The organism is Acidovorax sp. Root267 (assembly GCF_001429215.1).
Lineage (GTDB): Bacteria > Pseudomonadota > Gammaproteobacteria > Burkholderiales > Burkholderiaceae_C > Acidovorax > Acidovorax radicis.
Genome location: NZ_LMJC01000029.1, coordinates 19,774 through 45,908 on the forward strand (window position 1 = coordinate 19,774; position 26,135 = coordinate 45,908).

21 protein-coding genes are annotated in these 26,135 nt (G+C 63.8%); 3 read left to right on the plus strand and 18 right to left on the minus strand.

Annotated elements, in window-relative coordinates; all coding sequences use genetic code 11:
• Window positions 1-173: 173 nt before the first annotated feature.
• From ASE39_RS16505 to ASE39_RS16525, 5 genes are all read right to left on the minus strand, one after another.
• Window positions 174-1,241 carry an ABC transporter ATP-binding protein gene (locus tag ASE39_RS16505; protein WP_057271878.1) on the minus strand — a complete coding sequence of 356 codons (1,068 nt, stop codon included), beginning with the start codon at window positions 1,239-1,241 and terminating at the stop codon, window positions 174-176.
• An 8-nt stretch (window positions 1,242-1,249) separates the two neighbouring features.
• Window positions 1,250-2,119, minus strand: a complete 870-nt coding sequence (locus tag ASE39_RS16510; RefSeq protein WP_010462252.1) for a carbohydrate ABC transporter permease — start codon at window positions 2,117-2,119, stop codon at window positions 1,250-1,252.
• Complete coding sequence (locus ASE39_RS16515) at window positions 2,109-2,990, minus strand: sugar ABC transporter permease (RefSeq protein ID WP_035197039.1); 882 nt, start codon at window positions 2,988-2,990, stop codon at window positions 2,109-2,111. The genes ASE39_RS16510 and ASE39_RS16515 overlap by 11 nt, the downstream gene beginning before the upstream one ends.
• Before the next feature lie 182 nt (window positions 2,991-3,172).
• Window positions 3,173-4,291, minus strand: a complete 1,119-nt coding sequence (locus ASE39_RS16520; protein WP_010462256.1) for a carbohydrate porin — start codon at window positions 4,289-4,291, stop codon at window positions 3,173-3,175.
• 101 nt (window positions 4,292-4,392) lie between these two features.
• On the minus strand, window positions 4,393-5,643 hold the full coding sequence (locus ASE39_RS16525) for an ABC transporter substrate-binding protein (protein ID WP_010462258.1): 1,251 nt from the start codon (window positions 5,641-5,643) through the stop codon (window positions 4,393-4,395).
• A 225-nt stretch (window positions 5,644-5,868) separates the two neighbouring features.
• Here ASE39_RS16525 and ASE39_RS16530 point away from each other — a divergent pair, with 225 nt between their 5' ends.
• A complete protein-coding gene (locus ASE39_RS16530; RefSeq protein WP_057272105.1) occupies window positions 5,869-6,585 on the plus strand; it encodes a response regulator transcription factor in 717 nt (238 codons plus the stop codon).
• A 158-nt stretch (window positions 6,586-6,743) separates the two neighbouring features.
• Window positions 6,744-8,138: a sensor histidine kinase gene (locus tag ASE39_RS16535; protein WP_057271879.1), complete on the plus strand. Its 1,395-nt coding sequence runs from the start codon at window positions 6,744-6,746 to the stop codon at window positions 8,136-8,138.
• Between the two features lie 178 nt (window positions 8,139-8,316).
• Here the strand turns inward: ASE39_RS16535 and tal are convergent, their stop codons facing one another.
• Genes tal through ASE39_RS16555 form a run of 4 tightly spaced genes read right to left on the minus strand, consistent with a single transcriptional unit; the run spans window position 8,317 to window position 13,680 of the window.
• The gene (gene tal, locus ASE39_RS16540) at window positions 8,317-9,267 is read right to left on the minus strand and encodes a transaldolase (protein WP_057229041.1); all 951 of its coding nucleotides are present in this window, start codon (window positions 9,265-9,267) and stop codon (window positions 8,317-8,319) included.
• Between the two features lie 7 nt (window positions 9,268-9,274).
• Window positions 9,275-10,357, minus strand: a complete 1,083-nt coding sequence (locus tag ASE39_RS16545; RefSeq protein WP_035197148.1) for an ABC transporter ATP-binding protein — start codon at window positions 10,355-10,357, stop codon at window positions 9,275-9,277.
• 40 nt (window positions 10,358-10,397) lie between these two features.
• Window positions 10,398-12,638 carry an iron ABC transporter permease gene (locus ASE39_RS16550; RefSeq protein WP_010462267.1) on the minus strand — a complete coding sequence of 747 codons (2,241 nt, stop codon included), beginning with the start codon at window positions 12,636-12,638 and terminating at the stop codon, window positions 10,398-10,400.
• 13 nt (window positions 12,639-12,651) lie between these two features.
• Window positions 12,652-13,680, minus strand: coding sequence for an ABC transporter substrate-binding protein (locus tag ASE39_RS16555; RefSeq protein WP_010462269.1), 1,029 nt, complete (start codon window positions 13,678-13,680; stop codon window positions 12,652-12,654).
• Between the two features lie 219 nt (window positions 13,681-13,899).
• On the opposite strand from ASE39_RS16555, the gene ASE39_RS16560 reads away from it, so the two are divergent.
• On the plus strand, window positions 13,900-14,745 hold the full coding sequence (locus tag ASE39_RS16560; RefSeq protein ID WP_010462270.1) for an SIS domain-containing protein: 846 nt from the start codon (window positions 13,900-13,902) through the stop codon (window positions 14,743-14,745).
• Window positions 14,746-14,879: 134 nt separating this feature from the next.
• Here the strand turns inward: ASE39_RS16560 and ASE39_RS16565 are convergent, their stop codons facing one another.
• From ASE39_RS16565 to ASE39_RS16605, 9 genes are all read right to left on the minus strand, one after another.
• Window positions 14,880-15,275, minus strand: coding sequence for a hypothetical protein (locus ASE39_RS16565; protein ID WP_057271880.1), 396 nt, complete (start codon window positions 15,273-15,275; stop codon window positions 14,880-14,882).
• 344 nt (window positions 15,276-15,619) lie between these two features.
• The gene (locus tag ASE39_RS16570; protein ID WP_057271881.1) at window positions 15,620-16,663 is read right to left on the minus strand and encodes a dipeptide ABC transporter ATP-binding protein; all 1,044 of its coding nucleotides are present in this window, start codon (window positions 16,661-16,663) and stop codon (window positions 15,620-15,622) included.
• Complete coding sequence (locus ASE39_RS16575; protein ID WP_057229051.1) at window positions 16,660-17,649, minus strand: ABC transporter ATP-binding protein; 990 nt, start codon at window positions 17,647-17,649, stop codon at window positions 16,660-16,662. Before ASE39_RS16575 ends, ASE39_RS16570 begins: the two co-directional genes overlap by 4 nt.
• 26 nt (window positions 17,650-17,675) lie before the next feature.
• Window positions 17,676-18,587 carry an ABC transporter permease gene (locus tag ASE39_RS16580; protein ID WP_057229053.1) on the minus strand — a complete coding sequence of 304 codons (912 nt, stop codon included), beginning with the start codon at window positions 18,585-18,587 and terminating at the stop codon, window positions 17,676-17,678.
• 129 nt (window positions 18,588-18,716) lie between these two features.
• A complete protein-coding gene (locus tag ASE39_RS16585) occupies window positions 18,717-20,297 on the minus strand; it encodes an ABC transporter substrate-binding protein (RefSeq protein WP_057272106.1) in 1,581 nt (526 codons plus the stop codon).
• Between the two features lie 81 nt (window positions 20,298-20,378).
• Window positions 20,379-21,596, minus strand: coding sequence for a M20 aminoacylase family protein (locus ASE39_RS16590; RefSeq protein ID WP_010462281.1), 1,218 nt, complete (start codon window positions 21,594-21,596; stop codon window positions 20,379-20,381).
• Window positions 21,597-21,767: 171 nt separating this feature from the next.
• The gene (locus tag ASE39_RS16595; RefSeq protein ID WP_010462283.1) at window positions 21,768-22,748 is read right to left on the minus strand and encodes an ABC transporter permease; all 981 of its coding nucleotides are present in this window, start codon (window positions 22,746-22,748) and stop codon (window positions 21,768-21,770) included.
• 152 nt (window positions 22,749-22,900) lie between these two features.
• Window positions 22,901-24,481, minus strand: a complete 1,581-nt coding sequence (locus tag ASE39_RS16600; protein WP_057271882.1) for an ABC transporter substrate-binding protein — start codon at window positions 24,479-24,481, stop codon at window positions 22,901-22,903.
• Window positions 24,482-24,975: 494 nt separating this feature from the next.
• Window positions 24,976-26,022 (minus strand): porin, encoded by a 1,047-nt coding sequence (locus ASE39_RS16605; RefSeq protein ID WP_057271883.1) that lies wholly within the window; start codon window positions 26,020-26,022, stop codon window positions 24,976-24,978.
• Window positions 26,023-26,135: the final 113 nt, after the last annotated feature.

The following is a 26,135-nucleotide window of genomic DNA, read 5'->3' on the forward strand; positions in this document are numbered from 1 at the left end:
ACGCCCCCGCTGCCCTCCGGCAGACGGCGGCCCGTGGATCGAGAATGCTATTATTTATATAGCTATTCGCGCTTGACGGATAAGCGCTGGAGCCTCTTTTTACCTGAATTACCCCTTCAGGCAAAGACCAAAGTCCCTTCTTGCGGCGACCCAGCGGACGGGGCTCGCCCCTCTCAGCCCGTCAGCCGCTCTTCGGACTTCGCGTCGAACCAGTGGGCGTTGGCAGGTGCTACCGTCAGGCCCACGTGGTCGCCCGGCTGCACGCGGGTTTGTGCGTCGGTGCGCAGCGTGACGCTGCCTGCGGCGGTGTCCACCATCACATAGGTGTCGGGGCCCGTGGGCTCCACCACGCTCACCTGCCCGCGCCAGGGCGCGTCGTCCTGCAGTTGCAGATGCTCGGGGCGCACGCCCAGCAGCATCTCTGCGGCACCCATGGGCGGTGCCAGGCTCAGCGATGCACCTTCGATGCCAAAGTGCCCGGCAGGCTGCACACCTCCGCGCAGCAGGTTCATGGTGGGTGAGCCGATGAACGTGGCCACATAGGTGTTGGCCGGGCGGTTGTAGATCTCGTCGGGCGTGCCCAGCTGCTGGACCACGCCGCCCTTCATCACCGCGATGCGCGATCCCAGCGTCATGGCCTCGACCTGGTCGTGCGTTACGTACACGCTGGTGATGCCGCTGGCCTGGTGCAGGCGCTTGATCTCGGCGCGCATCTCCACGCGCAGCTTGGCGTCGAGGTTGGACAAAGGCTCGTCGAACAAAAACAGCTGCGGCTGGCGCGCCAGGGCCCGGCCCATGGCCACGCGCTGGCGCTGGCCGCCCGAGAGCTGGCTGGGCCGGCGGTCCAGCAGGTGGCTGATCTGCAGCATGGCCGCCACTTCGTCGATGCGCTTTTGCCGCTCGGGCTTGGGCATCTTTCGCATCTCCAGCGCAAAGCCGATGTTGTCGGCCACGGAGAGCGTGGGGTACAGCGCGTAGCTCTGGAACACCATGGCGATGTCGCGGTCGCGCGGAGGCATGCCCACCACGTTCTTGCCGGCGATGCGGATCTCGCCTTCGGTGGGCTCGTCCAGGCCCGCAATGATGTTGAGCAGCGTGGACTTGCCGCAGCCCGAGGGGCCGACCAGGATCAGGAATTCGCCCGGTGCCACGTGGATGTCGATCTTGCGCAGCACTTCCACGCTCTTTTCACCCTTGCCAAAGCGCTTGTTGATGCCCGCGATGTCCAATGAAGACGCCATGATTTTCCTTAACCTTTCACCGCGCCAGCCGTCAGGCCGCGCACAAAAAACTTGCCTGCGAGAACGTAGATCACCATGGTGGGCAAGCCTGCGATGATCGCGGCCGCCATGTCCACGTTGTAGGCCTTCACACTGCTGCTGGTGTTGGCCAGGTTGTTCAGGCCCACGGTCACGGGCTTCGAGTCGGTGCCCGAGAACACCACGCCAAACAGGAAGTCGTTCCAGATGTTGGTGAACTGCCAGATCAGCGTGACCATGATGATGGGCGTGGACAGCGGCAGCACGATGCGCCAGAAGATCTGGAAGAAGCTCGCGCCGTCCATGCGTGCGGCATTCACCAGCTCTTTCGGGATGGCCGCGTAGTAGTTGCGGAAGAACAGCGTGGTGCCCGCCAGCCCCGCCAGGCAGTGCACCAGCACCAGCCCGGTGATGGAGCTCGACAGCCCCAGCCAGCCGAGCACCTGGCTCATCGGCAGCAGCACCACCTGGAAGGGCATGAACACGCCGAACAGCAGCATGCCAAACAGCGCATCGCTGCCCCGGAACTTCCACAGGCTGAGTACATAGCCATTGAGCGCGCCCCACACGGTGGAGATCATCACGGCCGGCACGGCCATGGCCACCGAGTTCAGGAAAAACGGACGCAGTCCGTTGCAGTCGACCCCCGTACAGGCGCTGGACCACGCGGTACCCCAGGCCGACCAGTTCAGCGCTGCGGGCAAGGCCAGCAGCGACGTGCTGCGGATTTCCTCGGCGTCCTTGAACGACGTGACCAGCATCGCATACAGCGGCAGCAAAAAGAAGGCGGTGGCCAGGGCCAGCACCGCATAGACCAGCAGGCGGCCCACGGAAGGAAAGACAGAAGGCTTAGCGGTCATGGGGTTTGCTGCGCAGTTCGCTGTACAGGTAGGGGATGACCAGGGCCGCCACGGTGGCCAGCATCATGGTGGCGCTGGCGGCGCCCAGGCCGATCTGGCCGCGCGAGAACGACATGGTGTACATGAACGTTGCAGGCACGTCGGTGGCAAAGCCGGGGCCACCGGCCGTGAGTGCCATCACCAGGTCAAAGCTCTTGATCGCCAGGTGCGACAGCACCATGACGGTGGAGAAGAACACGGGCCGCAGCGCCGGCAGCACGATGCGCCAGTAGATGCGGGGCAGCGAGGCGCCATCGACCTGGGCGGCCTTGATGATGCTGTCGTCGATGCCGCGCAGGCCGGCGAGGAACAGCGCCATCGCAAAGCCCGCGCTTTGCCAGATGCCCGCGATCACCACGCAATAGATGGCCATCTCGGTGTCCACCAGCCAGCCAAATTCAAAATTGGGAAAGCCCCAGTCGCGCACCATTTTTTCGATGCCCAGGCCCGGGTTCAGCAGCCACTTCCAGGCCGTGCCCGTGACCACGAAGGACAGCGCCATGGGGTACAGGTAGATGGTGCGCAGCGCGCCCTCGGCGCGAATCTTCTGGTCCAGCAGCACCGCCAGCACCACACCGATGGCCAGGGACCCGCCCACGTAGCCCACCCCGAAGATGCCCAGGTTCTTGAGGGCCACCCACCAGCGGTCCATCTCCCAGAGTTTTTCGTACTGTGCGAGGCCCACCCACTCGTAGTTGGGGAGCATGCGCGATGCGGAGAGGCTCAACACTCCATTCCAGACCATCAGGCCATAGATGAAGGCAAAGCCCAGAACAAAAGCCGGTGTCACGACCAGCTTGGGCAGCCATGTTTCAAACGTGTTCTTGCTCATGGCCACGGTATGTGTTTGTCATCGTCCTGCACTAGAAAAAGCGGGGGGCACGCAGGAGTGCCCCCCAAATGAACAAAGTAACCTCTGACTAACTCGCTAACTCACTCAACCATTCCATGTCCGGGCCACAAGGCTTTGCGGGACGAGCGCCCCGCGCTCCCTGCGGCCCGAAGTGGAATCACTTACCACCAGACCTCATATTGCACGCCCACCAGCGTGCGCGAGGTCTTGCCGTTGGCGCCGAACGTGGCCGCATTGGCCACCGCAGCCGCCTGGTTCCAGTTGGCCTTCGTCACATACAGGCGCAACTCGGGACGTGACCAGAAGTCTTCCGACAGGGCCAGGGCGCCCGCCAGCGTTGCCTTGGACAGGCGCTGGTCAGGGCCGGTGCCCTTGCGGGTGGTGGTGGACAGTTCCACCAGGCCCTTGAAGTTCTTGGTGAACGCGTACGAACCGCGGCCGCCCAGCGAGAAGTCCTTGGTCTCCACGCCCGTCAGGTCGGCCTTGTTGGTCTGGTAGCCAATGAGGGCCTGGCCACCAAACGGACCGCTTTGCCAGTTGATGGAGTCGGCGATGCGGGTGGCGCGCTTGCCCGCGCTCGTGCCCTCGATGGCCTCGAACTCTCCGTCGATGCGTGCATGGCCCCGCGACGTTTGCAGGTACAGGGTATTGCTGATGCTGGGCAGCAGGAATTCCTTCTGGTTGTGCATGAAGGAGATGCCCGAACCCGAACCACCGTTGACCTGGCCCTTGCCACCCACTGCCGTCAGCAGCACCCGCAGCTTGCCGCCAGGGTTGGTGTTGATCTCCGACAGGTCGGCGTTGATGCGGTGCGCCTTCACGTTGTTGGGCAAGCCACCGTCGAACTTGTCGCCGGTGAACACGCCCACACCCAGCTTCATGCCACCGATCGGCACATCGGTCACACCCGCACCGATGTTGTCACCGTAGTTGAGCAGGAAGTAGTCGACGATGTGCACGTCCTGAATCCGCAGGCGGCGCTGGCCGACCCAGAACTTGGCTTCGGGGGAGAACGAGAAGCCGCTCATTTCCACAAAGGCCTGCTCGGTGCTGATGTCGCCACTGCCCCACTTGGCGGGCATGTAGTTCACCTTCCACTTGACACCGCCGGCTTCAAACCCGCGTGCGAAGTTGACTTCGATGCCGTTGTCGCCCTCATTGCCCAGGCGGTATTTCTGCAGCTCGCCGCCGAGCGAAAGGTTGCCCTTGACGCCGTCGGAGTGGTTGAACACCGGGCCGCCCCGTGAGTAACCGTTGAACTCAAAGCCGGCAACATCCATTGCCATGGCACTACTCATCGCGCATGCGGCGGCTAAAGCCACCGCCGTGAGGCGGTTTCTTTTCATCATGATGGGATCCCTCTAGTGGTGGTTTACTTGGCTTACTTGGTCTTGGCGGCGGTCGCGATCTTCTTCATCGCGTCGGCAACGCTCACCTTGTCGTCATTCCAGAACTGGCTGACAACATCCTTGATGGCACCTTCGGTGGCGGGCGCAATCGCCATGCCGTGGGCCACGCTGGGCAGCAGGCTGCCGCTCTTGGCGGTGTCGACGAAGTCCTTGGCCGAGGCCTTGGCGCAGTCGTCGAACTTGTCCATCTTCTGGCCGGCGCGCACCGGGATCGAGCCCTTGTTCAGGTTGAACACTTCCTGGAACTCGGTGCTCATGATGGAGCTGGCCAGGTCGCTCTGCGCCTTTTGGGCGGCGGCATCCTTGAGCTTGAAGAGGATGAACGAATCCACGTTGAAGGTGTACGACGTGGTCGTGCCCGGTGCTGCGGCGCACAGGAAGTCCTTGCCGGGCGCCTTGTTGGCCGCCAGGAACTCGCCCTTGGCCCAGTCGCCCATCAGCTGAAAGCCTGCCTTGCCCTGGATCAGCATGGCCGTGGCCAGGTTCCAGTCGCGGCCGGGGGCGCCAGGGTCGGTGTACGACTTGATGCGGCGGAAGGTCTCGAGCGACTTCTTCATCGTGTCGCTGTTGATGGCCTTGTCGTCAAGCTTGACCAGTGCGTCCTGGTAGAACTTGGGACCACCGACACCGAGCACCACGGATTCGAAGGTGGTGAAGTCCTGCCAGTTCTGGCCACCGTGGGCCACGGGCACCAGGCCGGCGGCCTTGAGCTTGTCGGCCGCGGCAAAGAACTCGTCCCAGGTCTTGGGCATGGCGGCCACGCCGGCCTTCTTCAGGGCCTCGGAGCTGCCCCACATCCAGTTGACGCGGTGCACGTTGACGGGGGCGGCCACATAGGCGCCCTTGTATTTCATGACATCGGCAACGACCTTGGGCAGCAGCTCATCCCACTTCTCGGCCTTGGCCAGGGTGTCCATGTTGGCCAGCACGCCTTCGGACGCCCACTCCTGGATGGCCGGGCCCTTGGTCTGGGCGGCCGAAGGGGGGTTGCCCGAGATCACGCGGCTCTTGAGCACGGTCATGGCGCTGTCGCCACCGCCACCTGCCACGGCGAAATCGCGCCAGGTGTGGCCCTTGGCCTGCATGATCTTCTTGAGCTCGGCCACCGACTTGGCCTCGCCGCCCGAAGTCCAGTAATGCAAGACCTCGACCTCCCCCGCGCTGGCCGACATCGCTGCCGCCAGGCCCACCGCCACTGCGGCGATTTTTGTCAACTTCCACATACCCTTGTCTCCTCGATGTTTGAATCCGTTGGGTGCGCCGGAATCCGGTGCTGTTCAGCGCAGTCGGTACTTTAATTACAATAATTAATGAACATATCAGGGCTTTCCCGGGTGTGGGTTACATACCAACGCCATTAGTCCGTTATTGAATTACCAACCGCTGCGCGTGCAGGCATTGCCACCCCGCAGGGGCCTTTGGCAGGGTGCTTTGTTATGCTCAATCCCATGGCCACGATACTGATTGTTGAAGATGATGCCCTGCTGCTGGACGCGCTGACTGGCCAGCTCGAGCAGCTGGAATTCGGCGTGCACACGGCCTCCAGTGTGGCCCAGGCCACCACGCTGCTGCAGTCGCAGGCAGTGGACGGCATCATCCTGGACCTGGGCCTGCCCGGCGCCGACGGCATGGAGCTGCTGACCTGGGCACGCACCCACATTGCCGGCCTGCCCGTGCTGATCCTGACCGCGCGCGATGGCGTGGAGGACCGCGTGCTGGGCCTCAATGCCGGGGCCGACGACTACATCACCAAACCCTTCAACATGCAGGAGCTGCAAGCCCGCCTGCAGGCCATGCTGCGCCGTGCACGCCAGCCCGCCTTTACCCAGGCCAGCAGCGCCGCAGGCGGCGCCAGCACCACCATCGGCCCCCTGGTGCTGGACCACGCCAGCCATTCAGCGGCGCTCAATGGCGACCTGCTCGACCTCACGCAGCGCGAGTGGGAACTGCTGGAGCTGCTGGTGCACCGCTGCGGCGAGGTCGTCACGCGCGACGATGTGCTGGCCGCCTGGCGCGCCAGCCCCCCGGAACCCGGACAAACCGCCGCGCCCCTGAACTCCAATGCGCTGGAGGTGTATGTGCACCGCCTGCGCAAGAAGCTCGACACCTCGCCGCTGGCCATCCGCAACATCCGGGGGCTGGGGTACATGCTGAACAGGCCATGAAGCCCCCCCTGAGATGCTTCGCATCTTCCCCCCGTGGGGGGGACGCCGCCAGCGCACACAAGCGCAGCGCCGTATCTGCGGCTTGGCGGCCCTTGCGCGGCACTGGCCTCGGTCGCGCCAGTTGCAAGCCGCGTGCCGCTTAATTTTTACGGTCATTCATGCGCCAAGTCCCTGGTGTTTCTCTGCAACGAAAGCTGCTGCTGTGGTTGCTGTTGCCGCAGCTGGTGCTGTGGCTGTCGGGCGGGTTTCTGGCCTGGCGCATTGCGCTGCAGAACGGGGAGAAGGGCATCGACCAGACGTTGACCCAGTCCGTGCGTGCGCTGGCGCGGCAGATCAAGCCCATTGGCGACGGGCTGCTGGTGGACTTCCCCAAGGCTGCGCAGGACATCCTGGAGCAGGACCCGGCCGACCGCATCACCTACATGGTGTCGTCCCCGCCCGGCCGCTTTTTGCTGGGCAACGCACAGCTGCCCGCGCCCCCGCTGGTGGAGGTGGCTGTGGGCGAGGCGTTTTTGTACCAGGCACGGGTGGACGACAAACCCGTGCGCGTAGCCTTGCTGGACGTGGACTACGGTACCGCCTCCACCCGGCAGCGCCTGCGCGTGCAGGTGGCCCAAAGCCTGACGGTGCGCGAACGCATTGCGCGCGAGTTGCTGGAACAAATGGTGTTCCCCATGGGGCTGATGGGGCTGGCCTTGAGCGCTGTGGTCTACGCGGGTGTGCTGCGCGGCCTGCAGCCCCTCAAACGCCTGGAGGCCCAGATCGAACGGGCCGGCGCCCTGCCGCAGGCCGGCACCACGCCGCTGCCCCCCATCGAGCTGACCTCGGCCCCGCAGGAGGTGCATTCGCTGGCCAGCACCATCAACCGGCTGCTGGAGACCGTGGCACGCGGCCAGCAAAAGGAAAAACGCTTCCTGAACGACGCGGCGCACCAGCTGCGCACACCGCTGGCCGGGCTCATTGGCCAGACCGAGCTGGCCCTGCACGAAAGCCACGAGCCCGCTGTGCAGGAGCGGCTGCACAAGGTGTTGTCGGCCGCACAGCGCAGCGCCCACCTGGTGCACCAGCTGCTGCAGCTGGCGCGCTCGGAATCGAACGTGGAAATGCAGACCATCGACCTCGGCAGCCTGGCCCGCGAAGTGGCCCGTGAATGGGCGGCCCGCGCGCTGGCGCAGGGCATGGACCTGGGCTATGAGGGCGACGAGCGGCTGGCGGTACAAGGCCATCCGCTGCTGCTGCGCGAGGCGCTCAACAACCTCATCGACAACGCACTGCACTATGCAGGCGAAGGCGCCACCGTCACGGTGCGCGTGGGCCACGAGGAGCCCGGGCGCTGGGCCCTGCTGGTGGTGGAGGACGATGGGCCGGGCGTGCCGGCCGAGCACCTGGGCGATCTGTTTGCACGCTTCTGGCGCGGATCGGACAAGGCGGGCGGGTGTGGGCTGGGCTTGTCGATCGTGGAGGAGATTGCGCTGCGGCACGGCGGCCGGACGGTGGCCGAGGGGATCGTGCCGAGGGGGTTGCGGGTGGGGATGCGGCTGCCCGCGGGGTGAGGTTTTTGGTGTTTTTGGAGCCTGGTGCTTGCTGAATAAGCGCCAACAGCTATTGTTTTAATAGCAGCTGGTTCTCGCGCTTGCCGTTCGGGCTGTGGAAACCACAAAGCTATAAAAACAATAGCGGCTGGCGCTTGCTACACAAGCGCCAGCCGCCTAAACACTAAAAATTCCGACCTCAAGCCGCCAGGATCAGCTTCTCCAGCTTCACGGCATCCACCGCAAACGCCCGAATGCCCTCGGCCAATTTCTCCGTCGCCATGGCATCTTCATTCAGCGCAAACCGGAACCCTGCCTCGTCATAGTTCACCGCAGGCAAGTCCATCCCCTTCGCCGCATCGGCATTGAGCGCCCGCTGCAACGGCGCGTCGCTCGCGGCCAGCTGGGCCAACAGATCGGGTGCGATGGTCAGCAAGTCGCAACCCGCCAGCGCCGTGATCTGCCCCACGTTGCGAAAGCTCGCGCCCATCACCTCGGTCGCAATGCCAAAGTGCTTGTAGTGGTTGTAGATCTGCGTGACCGATTGCACGCCCGGGTCGTTGGCCCCGGCGCGCGCGGCCTCGTCCCAGCTGGCGCCGGCCTGCTTCTTGTACCAGTCGTAGATACGACCGACAAACGGCGAGATCAGCTGCACCTTGGCCTGGCCGCAGGCCACGGCCTGGGCGAACGAGAACAGCAGCGTGAGGTTGGTGTGAATGCCCTTGCGCTCCAATTGCTCGGCAGCCTTGATGCCTTCCCAGGTGGCGGCAACCTTGATCAACACGCGGTCGATGTGGATGCCTTCGGCCTGGTACAGCTCGATGATGCGTTCGGCACGGGTCACGGTGGCGCTGGTGTCAAAGCTCAGGCGGGCATCGACCTCGGTGGAGACCCGGCCCGGGATGGTGGCCAGGATTTCGCGGCCGAAGCGGACCAGCAGGCGGTCGATGATCTCGTCCATCGGACGGCCCCGGAACTGCGCCACGGTGTCTTGCAGCAGCGGCGCGTACTCGGGCTTTTGGACAGCCTTGAGGATCAGCGAGGGGTTGGTGGTGGCATCCTGGGGCTGGAACTGCGCCAGTTGCTTGAAGTCGCCGGTGTCGGCAACCACGGTGGTGAACTGTTTGAGGGCGTCGAGTTGGTTCGTCATGGCGCCATTATTCCGCATCGCGCTGAGCGCCTTCGGTACTACCAACCACCGATACGCCGTGCGCACCCAGGCTCAGCTGCACGTCGTCACCCACAGACAGCACATCGTCCAGGTCGGACGACACCACAAAGATGCTGCCCAGCGCCGTCTCGAAGGTGTATTCGTGCACCGCACCCAGATAGGCCAGTTTGTCCAGCCGGGCCGGCAGCAGGCCTGCGCCCTGGCGGTGAATGCGCCAGGCCTCCGGGCGCACTGCCACCTTCACGGCCCCGCTGCGCACCGCCATGCGGGGGCGCAGCACCAGCGGCCCGAGCGAGACCGAACCATCGGCCTGTGCGGTCGCCGGGAACAACATCGCCTCGCCCATGAAGCCCGCCACGAATTCGCTGTGGGGTGTCTCATACAGTGCGCGGGGCGTGCCCTTTTGCGCAATCAGCCCCTGGTTCATCACGATGATCTGGTCGCTCACGGCCATGGCCTCGGCCTGGTCGTGCGTGACATAGGCCACCGTCAGCGACAGGCGCTGCTGCAGCGCACGGATTTCCTCGCGCATCTCGCGGCGCAGGCGGGCGTCCAGGTTGGACAAGGGCTCGTCGAACAGCAGCACTTCGGGCTCCAGCACCAGCGCACGCGCCAGCGCCACCCGCTGCTGCTGGCCGCCCGAGAGCTCGCTGGGCAGGCGGTCGTCATACCCCACCAGGCCCACGCCGCGCAGGGCCTCCACGGCCTTGGTGCGGGCCACGTCCTTGGGCTGGCCCGACATGCGCAGGCCGTACATCACGTTCTCGACCACGTTCATGTGTGGAAACAGCGCGTAGCTCTGGAACATCATGCTCACATTGCGCTGCGCGGGGCCCAGCGTGGTCACATCCTTGCCGCCAATCAGGATCGTGCCGGAGGTGGGCGACTCCAGCCCCGCGATCATGCGCAAGGTGGTGGTCTTGCCACACCCCGAGGGCCCCAGGATGGTGGCCAGCGTGCCACGCGGCACTTCGAAGTTGATGCCCTTGACGGCCAGACCCGCCGAGGGGTCGCTGCCATAGCGCTTGGTAATGTCGCGAAAAACGATGCCTGCCGCGTTGTCGTTCATATCGAACTCGATTCCTGTGTGCAAGAGAAAGATCAAAAAATCAGTGCGCCACGCGCGCGGCAGCGCCACGCCGGCCCAGCTTGCGTTCCCCCACCACCAGCTGGATCAGCCCGATGGAGGCGGACATCAACACGATGAGCACCGTGCAGTACGCCAGCGCCACGCCATAGTCGCCATTGCCCACGCGGCCGATGATGTAGGTCGTTGCGAGTTCGTTCTCGGCCGTGACCAGGAAGATCACCGCGCTCACGGTGGTGATGGCACGCACAAAGCTGTAGACCAGCGCTGCCACCAGGGCGGGCTTGAGCAGCGGCAGCACCACATGGCGCAGCGTCTGCACGCTGCCCGCACGCAGCATGACGGACGCTTCATCGAGCGAGCGGTCCAGCTGCTTGAAGGCCGCCGTGCCCGCACGCACGCCCACCGGCAGGTTGCGGAACATGAAGCACAGCACGATGATGAGCGCGGTGCCCGTCAGCTCGAACGGTGGCACGTTGAAGGCCAGGATGTAGCTCACGCCCAGCACCGTGCCCGGGATGGCAAACGCGAGCAGCGCCGCAAATTCAAACGCGCCCTGCCCCCGGAACTCGGTGCGCGCCAGCAGCCACGCAATGCCGATGCCCAGCGTGGCCGTGAGCGGCGCCGAGATGGCCGCCAGCTTGACCGTGGTGAAGAACGAGTTCCACGCCGTGCCTGCCCACACCACGCCGAACTGGCCCCATTCCACGTTGAACGCGGTGCGAAAGTGCGCCAGCGTGATGGTGTAGTCGCGCCCCCAGGTCTGCACAAAACCACCGGCCAGCGCAAACAGGTAAACGATGAGCGTGAACGCCATCCAGGGCAGCGCAATGGAATGCACCACACGCCGCACGCCCGCAGGCAGCGGCATGGCAATGCCCGCGTCGCCCTTGCCCGACACGGTGGTGAAGTTCTGCTTGCCCAGCAGGCCACGCTGGATCGCAAACACCGTGAGCGCAAAGAACGTGAGGATCCAGGCCAGCGAGGCCGCACGCCCCTGGTCGTACTGCGCGCCCACGATGGCAAAGAAGATTTCGGTGGACAGCACCGAGAACTGCCCCCCCACGACGATGGGGTTGCCGAAGTCGGCCATGCTTTCGATGAAGCCCACCAGGAACGCGTTGGCCAGGCCGGGCTTGAGCAGCGGCAAGGTCACGGTCATGAAGGTGCGGTGCGGGCTGGCGCGCAGGGTTTGCGCGGCCTCTTCCAGGCTGGGCGCCACGCCCTGCACCACACCGCGCATGATCATGAAGGCGATGGGGGTGAACGCAAAGGTCTGTGCCACCCAGACGCCAAACCAGCCATAGAACCAGCGCGTGGGCGTGATGCCAAAGGCGACTTCCAGAAACTGGTTGAACACCCCGGCGCGGCCAAACAGCAGGATGAGCCCCAGGCCCACCACAAACGGCGGCGTGATGATGGGCAGCAGCGCCACGATATTGAGCGGGCGTGCATAGCGGCGCGAGGCGCGCTCGGCCATCAGCGCCATGAAGCTGCCCAGCAGCGTGGTGCTGGTGGCGGTCATCAGCCCCAGGAACAGCGTGTTCCAGGCTACGCCGCAACGCTGCCCCCCGGCCAGGCACGACAGGCCGAAGTTGCGCTCGTGCGCAATGCGCTCCCACACCACGGCCAGCGAGAACGGGCCGTCTTCGAGGAAAAACGCGGCCGACAGCGCCTTGAGCACCGGGAACACGATGAACAGCGCCAGCAGGCTGCCACAACCCAGCACGGCCGCCGCCACGAAGAGGTCGCCCTTGAAGAAGCCGCGCCGCGCGACGCCAAACGCCAGCAGCACCAGCAGCGCAGAGAGCACCACAAACCCGCCCCAACCCATGCCGGGCTGGCGCGCACCCAGTTCACCCAGACTGGTGTTCATCCATTCAAAGGCCCAGCCGCGTGCGCCAATCGCAAAACCGCTGAGCAACAGCGCCAGCAACCCCAGCGCGCCACCGGCAGCCAGCACTGCCCCCTGCTTGCGGCCCGCCGGCAGGCAGGCGCCCAGCCCGGCCACCGCCAGTCCGACCAGGCCCAGCCACAGCCAGGACCGGCCAAACAGTGCCGCCTGCATCAACCCATTGCCCGCCTGTTCGCTGCTGAAAACCTGGCCCACCGCAAGGAGGCCATTGGCGTCCTGCTGCGCATACCAGGGGAACACGAGATACCCCAGCACGCCCACGACCAGCCAGACCCACAGGGGCCGGTTGACCGCAACGCCCGTCGCGTTGGTTCGTGGGGTTGCGTACGCCGCCGTTGCTACCGACATGATGGTGGGTTCCTCAGCGCGCTGCGTTCTGGACTTCTTTTTCCCAGCGCGCAATCAGGCGCCGGCGCTCGGCACTCGCGCCGTATTTGGCGTAGTCGTAGTTGATGAGCTTCATCTTGGCCGGATCGGTCATGCGCGGGTCCTTGGGCACCAGCGTGTTGCTGGGCAGCTGGAACTGCTTGGCTGCCAGGCCAAACTGCTGGCCACCGGGGGTCAGCGCCCATTCGTAGAACTTCTTGGCGGCCTCGGTGTTGGGGCTGTTCTTGACGATGCTCATCGAACCCACCTCGGCGCCCGTGCCTTCCGATGGCGTGATCGAGCCCACCGGAAAGCCGTTGACCGCCTCGGTGGTCACGTCGTGCACGAAACTCACCGACACCGTGGTCTCGCCCCGGGCTGCGGCCTTGACAGGCGCCGTGCCCGAACGCGTGTAGGTGCTCACGTTGGGGTGCAGGGCCTTGAGGTATTCAAACGCCTTCTCCTCGCCCATGATCTGCACCAGCGTGGCGATCATGGTGTAGGCCGTGCCGCTGGATGCGGGGTTGGCCATCTGCACCTCGCCCTTGAACTCGGGCTTGAGCAGGTCGGCCCACGACTGCGGCGGGTTGAGCTTGCGCTTGGCCAGCAGCTCCTTGTTGTAGCCAAAACCAAGCGGGCCCAGGTACACCCCAACGGTGCGGTACTTGGAGTCGACCGCCTGCTTCTGCGCCCAGGGGTGCAACTGCGCAAGCTGGGGCGACTTGTATTCGAGCGTCAGGCCTTGCTCGGCGGCCTGCAGGTGCGGGTCGCCCGTGCCGCCAAACCAGATGTCGGTCTTGGGGTTGGCGCGCTCCGCGTTGAGCTGCGCCAGCGCCTCGCCCGAGCCCTTGGCCGCCATGTTCACCTTGGTGCCCGTGGTCTTGGCATACACGGTGGACATCAGGTTGCACCATTCGGCCTGCACCGAACAGATGATGTTGACCTGGCCCTGGGCCCAGCTGCCGGAGGTGGCAGCCAGCAGGGCCGCACCGGCCAGTAGATTCGTCAGCAAAGGTTTGCGCATGGAAGGCTCCTCAGTATCTGGATAACGTGATGCAAGGATGCTAGCCCGCAGGCCTGCCAAGGGTCAGGGGGGAAACTCCCAGGCCCGGTGCAAGCGGGATGAAAGGCAGGGATAGCGCCCTCCCCGCCACGTTGGGAACCAAGTTACATTAAGAATGGCTGACCCAACCTGTTCGAAGGCCTCACCTGAGCAGCACGCGCTGCACACCCTGACTGAGACATGCTCGACCGCATCACTGCCTCCCTGCCTTCACTGGCCCCCGCCGAACAGCGCGTCGCCCGGCTGGTGCTGACCGACCCGCGCACCTTTGCACGCCTGCCCGTGCGCGAACTGGCCGAGCGCGCACACGTGAGCAAGCCCACGGTGGTGCGCTTTTGCCGCAGCATGGGGTATGACGGGCTCGCGGATTTCAAGCTCAAGCTCGCGGGCAGCGTGAGCGAGGGAGTGCCCTTCATCCACCGCAGCGTCGATGCCGACGACAAGACGGGCGACGTGCTCGTGAAGGTGGTGGACAACGCCGTGGCCGCTTTCCTGCAATACCGCAACGCCGCCAGCACCGTGGCGCTGGAGCGCGCAGCCGAATGCATTGCCGCCACCTGGAAAACCGGCAAGCGCATCGAGTTCTATGGCGTGGGCAATTCAGGCATCGTGGCCCAGGACGCACAGCACAAGTTCTTTCGCCTGGGCGTCACGTCGATTGCCACCAGCGATGGCCACATGCAGGTGATGAGCGCCACGCTGCTCGGCCCGGGCGACTGCGCCGTGATCATCTCCAACTCCGGCCGCACCCGCGACCTGATGGACGCCGCCGACATCGCGCGCAAGAACGGCGCTACCACCATTGCCATCACCGCCAGCGGCTCGCCCCTGGCCAGCACCTGCCAGATCCACCTGGCCGCGGACCACCCCGAGGGCTACGACCGCTACAGTCCCATGGTGTCGCGGCTGATGCACCTGATGATCATTGACGTGCTGGCGACCTGTGTGGCGTTGCGCATTGGCAGCTCGCTGCAGCCGATCCTGCAGCAGATGAAAGAGAACCTGCGGGCGAAGCGGTACGCGTGAATTTTGGATTTTTTGGGCTCTAGCGCTTGTGTGAAAAGCGTTGACAGCTACCAAAACAATAGCAAATCTCACACCCCGTATCACTGCATCTTTCAGGTTGTTCCATTGAAGGACCGCGCGGCACCCGGCACGTGTCACCGCTGCCGAAAGTGCGGCAACCCTTTGCAGAACGCCCCCAGGAAGTGAAGCAGTCGGCCCAGAAGCGCGCCACCTGCCAGGACCAACGGCAGCGCTGCCAGGGCGAGCAGATAGATGAACCCACCCGCACCCTGCGACCTGGGCGGCGTGCAAGGCTCCGTCACCAAGGCATAGTGCATGGGCGCCCACAGCAGACACACCAGGACTGACATCAACGGGAACCTGGACTTCGCCGCGAAGACGGCAAAGACGAGCACGGTCCAGGACGGCAACATCCAGAGGCTGAAAAAACCCTCCACACAACGCCCGTAGACCACGGGCAGGCCCAGGACCAGCCCGGCGAACAGGGCGGAGACCGTCAGGGCCAGTGTTTTTCCGCGGTTTGGGTTCATGGCGTTGGGACTTGAATGCGGGACATTGTTCACGCCAAGGAGCGTACAGCACGTGGCACCTTGCATGTGCCACAACGTTCGTTGCGATCGCAGGATGTCTGGCGGGGCACTGGGCGCGGGCAGCGCAAGCCAATGGGCGGACGGCTGCGTCCGCGTTCACGTCGGCCGTCAGCTTCTCCCGCCGGCCATCAAAACACCACAGGCTCCCGAAGGAGCCCGTGGTGTTGCGGACAAATGGGGCCATCACGCCTGCCCGTGGCATCGAGCCGACCGGTTTATGAACCCAATTGGCCCCTGGCGCTTATCCATCAAGCGCAAGCAGCTATATTTTCAGGAGCATTCGCTCAAATCCGTCCTTCTTCCACCGCATGGCACGCAATGCGGATGCCACCGATGCTGAGCAGCTGCGGCCGCTCGGCACGGCAGCGCTCGTTCACATGGGGGCAGCGCGGGTTGAAGGCGCAGCCGGGAGGCGGGTTCAAAGGGTTGGGCACCTCGCCCTGCACGGGGGTGCGCGCCTTGCCGGTGTCGTGCATCTTGGGGATGGCATCGAGCAGCATGCGCGTGTAGGGGTGGCGCGGGGTGTCGAACAGCGTGTGTTTGTCGGCCAGCTCCACCAGGCGGCCCAGGTACATCACGCCGACCTGGTCGCTCACGTGGCGCACCACGGCCAAGTTGTGGCTGATGAACAGGTAGGTCAGCTGCCGCTCGCGCTGCAGGTCCTTCATGATGTTGAGCACCTGGGCCTGCACCGACACGTCAAGCGCACTCGTCGGTTCGTCGCACACCAGGAACTCGGGCTCAGTGGCCAGGGCGCGCGCGATGGAGATGCGCTGGCGCTGGCCGCCGGAGAACTGGTGCGGGTACTTCACCATGTCCAGCGGCGACAGGCCCACGGACTTGAGCAGCTCACCCACACGCTGTTTCAGCTCGGCCTTGTCGGTGATGAGGCCGTGCTCCTTCAGCGGCTCGCCAATGATGTCCTCGACCAGCCAGCGGGGGTTCAGGCTGGCATACGGGTCCTGGAAGATCATCTGGATGCGGCGGCGCATGGCCTTGGCATCGTTGCCCTTGAAGGCGGCGTGTGCATCCTGGCTGTCAAACGTGAGGCCGCCGCGCGTGGGTTCGTACAAACCCACGAGCAGGCGTGCCACGGTGCTCTTGCCACAGCCAGACTCGCCCACCAGGGCCAGCGTCTTGCCTTTTTCGATCTCGAAGCTCACGCCGTCCACGGCATGCAGCAGCGTGCGCGGCTTGCGTTCGATCACGCGGTTGAGCCACGGTGCTGAGACGTCAAAGGTCTTGGCCAGATCGTGCGCCTGCACCAGGGCCTTGCTTTTCACGGCGCCGGTCTGGGAGGTGGTGGGGGTGGTAGCGGCGGCGCTCATGCGGCCACCTCGGCTTTGGTGGTCGTGGCGCCAGCGTGCAGCCAGCAGGCGGCGCGGGTGGGGCCTGCGTCCATCAGGTTGGGGCGGTCGGTCATGCAGCGGTCAAAGACTTTGGGGCAGCGCGGGTTGTAAGCGCAGCCCTGGGGAATGGCGTTCAGGCGGGGCATGGCTCCGTCGATCTGGTTCAGGCGTTCACGGTCCACCGCCATGTCGGGGATGGAAGCCATCAAGCCGCTGGTGTAGGGGTGCGAGGGCTTGTTGATCACGTTGTGCACCGGGCCGATCTCGGCCACGCGCCCGGCATACAGCACGGCCACGCGGTCGCAGGTTTCGGCAATCACACCCATGTCGTGGGTGATCAGCATCACGGCGGCGCCGCGCGATTTGCAGATGTTTTTCAGCAGCGTGATGATCTGCGCCTGGATGGACACGTCGAGCGCCGTGGTGGGCTCGTCGGCGACGATGAGCTTGGGCTCGGCCGCCAGGGCCAGGGCAATCACCACGCGCTGGCGCATGCCGCCGGAGAACTGGTGCGGGTAGTGGTCGATGCGCTCTGCCGCAGCCGGAATGCCGGTGTCCTGCAGCAGTGCAATGGCGCGCTGGCGGGCCTCGGCGGGCGTCACGGGCAGGTGGGCCAGGATGGTTTCGGTCAACTGGCGGCCCACGGTGTACAGCGGGTTCAGCGAGGTCAGCGGGTCTTGAAAGATCGCGCCGATGCGGCGGCCACGGATGTGCCGCATTTCCTCATTGCTGAGGTTGTCGATGCGCTGGCCCTCGAGCAGGATCTGGCCGGATGCGACGCGGCCTGGTGGCTCCAGCAGGCCGATGATGGCGGCGCCGGTGAGCGACTTGCCCGCGCCAGACTCACCCACCACACCCAGGATCTCGCCGGGTGCAATGGAGAAGGAAATGTCGTCCAGGGCGCGCAGGGTACCGCGGCGGCCCGGGAATTCGACAACGAGGTTTTTGACTTCTAGAAGGCTCATGGGGATATCGCTTTTCTTGTTCTTGTTCAGCGCAGGCGCGGATTGAGGGCATCACGCAACCAGTCGCCCAATAGATTCACGGAAAGAGCAATCAGCACCAGCATGGCACCGGGGAACACGGTGATCCACCATTCGCCGGAGAACAGGTAGTCATTGCCGATGCGGATCAGCGTGCCCAGCGAAGGCGATGTGGGGGGTGCGCCCACGCCCAGGAAGGACAGCGTGGCCTCGGTGATGATGGCCGTGGCCACCTGGATGGTGGCGAGCACCATCACGGGGCCCATGACGTTGGGCAGCACGTGCTTGCGCATGATGCGCAGCGGCGAGACGCCCGTCACGCGGGCGGCCTGCACATATTCCTTGTTGCGCTCGACCAGGGTGGAGCCGCGCACCGTGCGCGCGTACTGCACCCAGCCGGTGAGCGAGATGGAAATGATGAGCACACCAAAGGCCAGCGACTCGTGCGCGTTGGGGAAGAGCGCCCGGCCGACACCGGCAATCAGCAGCGCCACCAGGATGGCGGGGAAGGACAGCATCACGTCGCACAGGCGCATGAGCACCGCATCGATCCAGCCGCCCCGAAAACCGGCGAGCAGCCCAAACGCCACGCCCACCACCACGGAAAGCACCACGGAAGCGAGGCCCACCACGAGGGAGATGCGCGCACCGTAGATGAGCGCGGACAGGATGTCGCGGCCCTGGTCATCGGTGCCCAGCGGGTACTTCAGGGAGCCTTCGGGGCTCCAGGCGGGGGGCAGCCGCGCATCGCTGAGTTCGAGCGTGGCAAGGTCAAAAGGGTTGTGGGGTGCGACCCATCCGGCAAACACCGAACAGAACACACAGATCAGCGCGATGGCGGCAGCCACCATCGCCATGGGCGAAGTGCGGAAGCTGTAGCCGATATCGCTGTCAAACCAGCGGGCAAGGGTTTTTTTCATTGTGGGAACCAGTAAACAAGCACCAACGCAAGGCCCGGGTAGGGGCCCTGCGTGGTGTGGACTTTCAAAGAACCGGTCGTTCTCTCTTTTCTCGGCGATCTACTAACTGAGGGACTTCTGCGCTTCGTCTTACTTGCTGATGCTCATCCACTTGAAGTGCATGAAGTTGTCGGCCAGCTGCACGAGCTTGACGTTCTTGCCCACGCCCCAGGCCAACGCTTGCTGGTGCAGTGGAATGTGGCCCACATCGGCCGCGTGCAGATCGAAGACTTCCTTGATCATCGCGTTGCGCTTGACCTTGTCGGTCTCGGCCTGGATCTTGAGCGTCAGCTCATCCACCTTGGGGTTGCAGTAGGCGCCCAGGTTGAACTGGCCCGATCCCTTGTCATCCACGCAGCGCATGAGGGCGTTGAGCGCGTTGTGCGAGTCGTAGGTAGCGGGTGTCCAGCCCAGCATGTAGAAGCTGGTGTCGCGGCGCAGCACCTTGGGGAAGTAGGTGCCCTTGGTCTCGGCCTGGAGGTTGATCTTGACGTTGATGCGCGAGAGGTTGGCGGCCACGGTCTGGCAGATGCGGCCGTCGTTCACGTAGCGGTCGTTCGGGCAGTTCATGGCCACTTCAAAACCATTGGGGTAGCCCGCTTCCACCATCAGCTTCTTGGCGGCTTCCACATCGTAGGGAAGGCGCTTCGCGTCTGGCTGGAAGCCGTTGATGCCTGGGCCTACCAGCAGGGCCGATGGGTTGGATGCGCCGCGCATCACGGTCTTCTTGATGCCGTCGATGTCGATGGCCTGGTAGAAGGCCTGGCGCACGCGCTTGTCCTTGAAGGGGTTCTTGCCCTTGACGTTGGAGTACAGCAGTTCGTCACGCTTTTGGTCCATGCCCAGGAAGATGGTGCGCAGTTCGGGGCCGGTGATGGCACGGGTGTTGGCGCTGCCATTGACACGCTCGATGTCCTGCACTGGCACGGGCTCCATCACGTCCACTTCACCCGACAGCAAGGCGGCCACACGGGTTGCATCGTTGCCAATGGGGGTGAACACCACTTCGCTGACGTTGCCGTCGATCTTGCCCCAATAGGTGCCGTTGCGCGTGAACACCGAACGCACGTTGGGCTGGCGCTCACGCAGGCGGAAGGGACCCGTGCCATTCGCGCGGAACGAGGCCGCGTTCTCGATACCCTTGCGGCGGTCCACCGGGCCCACGGCCTGATTGGTCTCGCACCACTTCTTGCTCATCATGTACACGAGCGAGATCACGTCCGGCAGGATCGGGAAGGGGGTCTTGGTTTCGATTTCGACCGTGTGGTCATCCACCTTGCGCACTTCCTTGAAGTCGTTGGTGTAGCTCTTCATGTCCGAGCCTTCCACCTGGGTGCGCCCGAAGCTGAACACCACGTCATCGGCCGTGAAAGGAGTGCCATCGTGGAATTGCACGCCCTTGCGCAGCTCGAAGCGCCACACGGTGGGGGATGTCTGCTTCCAGCTGGTCGCCAGCGCGGGGGCCAGGCTCAGGTCCTTGTTGCGGCCCACCAGTGGCTCATAGACGTTGCCGGTGACGCTCAGCTGCAGCGACTCGTTGAGCGAGTGGGGGTCCATCGACAGGGAATCGCCCTGGTTGGCGATGCGGATGGTCTGAGCTTGGGCCACCAGGCTCGCCGCCGCCAACGCGGTAAAGAGAGCGGTCAGAGCGATTTTTTTATGGAATTTCATGGAAACCTCCAGGTTGGGGAAAGCGGGGTGAAAGGGGTGGGCCGTGGCGCGGTAGTGCAAATGGGCAGGCAGGACTGTGCTTCAAGCTGCCGCCAAAGGCATGGCCTGCTCGATAAGGCTTGCGTGCAACGCCGAGCCCAGGGGCAGGATGTCGTCGTTGAAGTCGTAGCGGCTGTTGTGCAAGGCGCTGCCGCTGGCCCCCGTGCCCTGGCCGATGCGCAGGTAGGCACCGGGGCGGGTCTGGAGCATGAAGGCAAAGTCCTCGGCGCCCATGCTGGGTTCCAGGTCTCGCACCACATGGTCGGCACCCAGCAGGGACTCGGCCACATCGCCGGCAAAAATGGCTTCGCTCTCGCTGTTGATCGTGGCCGGGTAGATGCGCTCGTAATGCACGGTGGCCGTGGCCCCGAACCCCAGGGCAATGGCGTTGCACAGCTCCTTGAGGCGCTTCTCCACCATCTCCTGCACCACAGGGTCGAACGTACGCACGGTACCCACCAGGGTGGCGGAGCCGGGCAGCACGCTGAAGGCGCCCAGATCACCCGCTTGCACAGCACACAGGCTGACCACGGCGCTTTCAATGGGTCGCACATTGCGCGAGACGATACTTTGCGCGGCCGTGATGATGTGTGCGGCCACCACCACCACGTCCACCGTCTGGTAGGCATGGGCGCCATGGCCGCCCCGGCCGGTGATCTCGATGGTGAAGCGATCGGCCGCAGCCATCATGGGGCCCGAGTTGATGCCCACCGTGCCGGGTTTCATCGCCGGCCAGTTGTGCATGGCATAGATGGACTGCACCGGGAAGCGGTCAAACAGGCCGTCTTCCATCATCACGCGGGCCCCGGCAAAGCCTTCTTCGCCAGGCTGGAACACCAGCACGGCCGTGCCGTCGAAATTGCGGGTCTCAGCCAGGTAGCGCGCAGCCCCGACCAGCATGGCTGTGTGGCCGTCATGGCCGCAGCCGTGCATCAGGCCGGGCTTGCACGACTTCCACGAAAAATCGTTGTGTTCGGACAGGGGCAGTGCATCCATGTCGGCGCGCAGGCCCACCATGCTGCCACTGGAGGTGCTGCGGCCCCGGATCACGCCCACGACCCCTGTGCGGCCGATGCCGTCATGGATCTCGTCCACGCCGCAGAGCTTCAAGGCCTCTTTGACGCGCGTGCTGGTGTAGATTTCTTCAAAACCCAGTTCAGGGTGGGCATGCAGATCCCGGCGCAGCGCGGTCAACTCGGGGTGGTACTGCGCAATGTGCGCAAACGCCCGGCCACCGGCTTTGTATCGAAGCGACTGCATTTCAATTGGCCACGGAGCTGCACAGGCCCCACGGCGCTTGAAACCGGCACGGCCCAGGCCAGTGCCCCCGCGCAAGGGCCGCCCCGCCGCGCTGGGGGCGTCCCCCTCCCGCTTCGCGAAGCGAAACGAGAGAGGGGGAAGGCGCGAAGCGACTCAGGGGGTGCATCATCTCTAGTGCCCTCCTGCCTTGCCCACGCGCAGGCGCGGGTCCACGGCAAAGTACAGCAGATCCACCACCAGGTTGATCACCACAAAGATCAAGGCAATCAGGCACAGGTAGGCGGCCATCACCGGGATGTCGGCAAAGGTGACGGCCTGAATGAAGAGCAGGCCCATGCCCGGCCACTGGAACACGGTCTCGGTGATGATGGCGAACGCAATCAAGCCACCCAGCTGCAGGCCGGTGATGGTCATCACGGGCACCAGCGTGTTCTTGAGCGCATGGCCGAAGTGGATGGCCCGGTTGGAGAGGCCCCGGGCGCGTGCGAACTTGATGTAGTCGGTGCGCAGCACTTCCAGCATTTCGGCGCGCACCAGCCGCATGATCAGCGTGAGCTGAAAGATCGCCAGCGTGATGGCAGGCAGCGTGATGTGGTGCCAGCCCTTGGCCTTGAGCAGGCCGGTGCTCCACCACCCCATCTGCACCACCTCGCCCCGTCCAAAGCTCGGGAACCAGCCCAGCGTGACCGCGAACACCAGGATCAGCAGGATGCCGATGAGGAAGGTCGGCAGCGACACGCCCAGCAGAGACAGCGTCATGAACAACTGGCTCGTGAAGGTGCCACGCTTGAGGGCCGCATACACGCCCATGGGAACACCAATGGCCAGGGCCAGTACGGCCGCCACCAGCGCCAGCTCCAGCGTGGCAGGGAAGCGCTCCGCGATGAGGCGCGAGACTTTGGCACCCTGGCGCAGGCTCAGGCCAAACTCGCCTTGGGCTGCGTTGACCAGAAAGTGCCAGAACTGAATGAAAAAGGGCTTGTCCAGGCCCAGGGAGGCGCGCAGTTCACGGATCTGCTCCGGGGTGGCGTCCTGGCCCAGCAGGAACACCACAGGGTCTCCCACGTACTGGAACAGCATGAAGGAGATGAAGGCCACCGTGACCATGACAATCACAGCCTGTATCAGGCGGCGCAATATAAAGGCGAGCATCGGAGAGTCGATTGAGTGTTCGATGGGAACGCCGCAGCCACTTTTGATGGCAGGGCGCTGGCAGGCAATAGGCGGTCGTCAAACCAGACCAAAAACCGAACCAAAGAAAGCAAGGGCCTCAGGGCCCTTGTTCTCAGTGTGTCAGGAACCGGTCAATTCACCTTGACGGTGCGCATGTCCACACGGTTGTCTGCGCGGTGGACCAGTTCAATGTTCTTCTTCACGGCCCATGGGATCACCTGGTCATGCAGAGGAATGTGGGACACGGTGTCGTTGGACAGTTGCAGCGCCTCTGTCAGCATGCGGGCGCGCACGGGTGCATCGGTTTCGGCCTTGATGCGGTCCACCAGGTAATCCATGCGCTGGTTGCTGTAGCGGCCCACGTTGTAGTTGCCGTCACCACCCTGGCCGACGCTGCGGACCAGCGATTGCAGGCTGTACAGCGCATCGAAGGTAGGCACGCCCCAGCCAAGCATGTAGATGCTGGCTTCGTAGCGCTGGATCATGGGGAAGTAGTTGACCAGCGGCAACGTGCGCAGCTTGGCCTTCACGCCCACGCGCGACCACATGGCGGTCACGGCCTGGCAGATGGCTTCGTCGTTGATGTAGCGGTTGTTGGGGCAGGCAAAGTCCACTTCAAAGCCGTCAGGGTAGCCAGCCTCGGCCAGGAGCTTCTTGGAGGCCTCTACGCTGTAGGGAAAACGCTTGCCCACCGCCTCGGTATAACCCGCCACTTGTGGGGCAACGATGGTGCCCGTGGGCTTGCCCAGGCCGCGCATGATGTTGCGGGAAATGGTTTCCGCATCGATCGCCTGGTACAAGGCCTTGCGCACGCGCACGTCCTTGAGCGGATTCTTGCCCTTGATGTTGGAACCCGGCAGTTCTTCACGGAACTGGTCCATGCCCAGGAAGATGGTGCGGTTCTCAATGCCGTCGATCACCTTGAGATCGGGACTGGCGCGCAGGCGGCCCAGATCCTGGGGAGTGGGGTCCAGCACCATATCCACTTCGCCCGACAACAGGGCTGCAATGCGCGTGGCGGCAGACTTGATCGGGGTGTAGACGATTTCGGTCACATTGCCGTCCATCTTGCCCCACCAGTTGGGGTTGCGCTTGAACACCATCTTCACGTCCGGCTGCCACGAGTCCAGCGTGTAGGGGCCAGTGCCCATGGCATTGCGGTGGGCAAAGTTTTCATCCGTGCCCTTGATGTCCTTGGGCTCCACGGACTTGTTTTTTTCCGCCCAGGCCTTGCTCATCATGCGCAGTTCGGTCATCTGGCGCAGCAGCACTGGGTTCGGCGCGGTCAGGATGACGTCAATGGTCTGCGCATCCACCTTGTTGATTTTGCTGATGCCCTGGATGTAAGGGGTGAAATTCGATGTCTTGGCCATCGCGCGCTGCAGCGAATACACCGCATCGTCGGCCGTAAAGGCCGAACCATCATGGAACTTCACACCCTGGCGCAGCGTAAAACGCACCTGTGTGGGGCTGACCTCTTTCCAGGCAGTTGCAAGCACGGGTTCCACGTCAAAGGTCTTGCTGTTGTAGTAGACCAGGCTTTCGTACACGTTCGCATGGATGCCGTTCTGGAGCGCATTGTTCTGCGAATGAATGTCCCAGGTCGCGATCTCCCCCTGGCTCGCCCATTTGAAAGGCTTGGCGTGCAGCGCTGGCGCTGCCAGCAGTGCAGCCGCCGCAGCCACGGACAAAAGACTGTATTTGAGTTTCATGGAACCCTCTTGAATAAAAGTTTTACTATGCAGTAAAGGTTGCTCTATAGCCAACGGGAAATCCCTGAATCCCCGGCACCACGAAGGGCCTTGAAGGCCGATTTTGTAGAGGTGAAGTACGCAAGGATGGTGCCAATAATCTGCACCAATGCAAAGAAGGGGAAGAAACCTCGGAGACAGTCCAAAAATGCCATCACGTGGCATCGCTTGGCACAGAGGTGGTCGGCATGTTCCCGGAGTTACATGCCAGAACGGATGAAAATGGGTGGCTTGGGAGATCAACATTCCGAGTTCTCCCCCAAGAAACACTGCGATGGCGATTACCCCATGCTCCCAAGACAAACGACGGGTGAATGAGGAAGGGCGCTTGGTACGCCCGGAATCTAGCGACCCTCGGCAGCCTCATCAAAAACCAAAATGAGAACGAAAAAAAGCCGCCCGAAGGCGGCTTTTTAGCTTGGATATCGTCAACTGGCCAAAAGCCAGTTTCAATATTAGAAGCTGTGACGGATACCGAAGTCGTAGCCGTTGGAGTTGTCGCCAGCAGCAGTCACGGAACCGTTCAGGGACTGAGCGGAGCCGTTCTTGTTGCTCACGTGAGCGTACGTAGCGTACAGAGCCGTGCGCTTGGACAGGTTGTGCACGTAGCCCAGAGCCAGCTTGTTGGCACGTGGATCGGCACCGGGGGTTTCGATCTTGTAGGTGGAGTAAGCCAGACGGATTTCGCCAGCGCCCACGGGCACCAGACCACCGATCAGGAAGCCCTTGCCTTCGTTGCCGTTCTTGATGTCGTCGCTGTTGTAGTGAGCCATGATCTTGGCCACGCCCAGGTCGTACTGACCACCCAGGTTGAACGCCTTGATGTTGGCGTTCAGGAACTTGGTGTCAGAGAAAGCCAGAGCCACGTTGATGGGGCCATTGGCGTAACCAGCGCGCAGGGCCAGGCCGTTGCCGTCCTTCTTGTTGGCCGTGTTGCTCAGGTTTTCACCCATGTAGTACTGTGCTTGGCCGTAGAAGCCGCCCAGGTTGCCAGGCAGGAAGTAGCCGATGGCGTTCGAAGCGCGCACGTTGGTTGGGCCACCCAGGCTGGAGTTCAGGGTTTGGCTGGTGCCAACGCCGTTCGTGCCGAACGGATCGAACACGGTCAGGTTCCAGAATTGTGGGGTGTAGTCACGGCCCAGACGCACTTCACCGAAGCCGCCGTTCAGGCTGACCGTCGAACGACGGTTGAACACCAGACCGCCGCCGGAGCTGACAGCTGCTTGGTTGTTGGTGTTGGTAACGCCGCCGGTACCGTTGTCGTTGTTCAGACCAGCTTCGAGCCAGAACGAAGCGGACATGCCGCCACCCAGATCTTCAACGCCGCGGAAGCCCAGACGGCTGCTGTTGTAGCCGGAGTTCGTCAGTTGGGACTTGTTAGCGACGCTACCGGAACCGTAAGCGTAGGTTGCATCAACCACGCCGAACAGGGTCACGGACGATTGAGCCATTGCAGCGCCGGAAGCAGCCAGCACAGCCAGGGCAATCAGGGATTTTTTCATTGCGAGTTACTCCAAGGTTAAACATAGGGCGCCGGTACGGGGGGTCTATGGTGAAAGCACCTGCACAGTCCCGCCGGTTCCCCGGGCCAACCTCCTGGTGGGGAAGTTGCTCT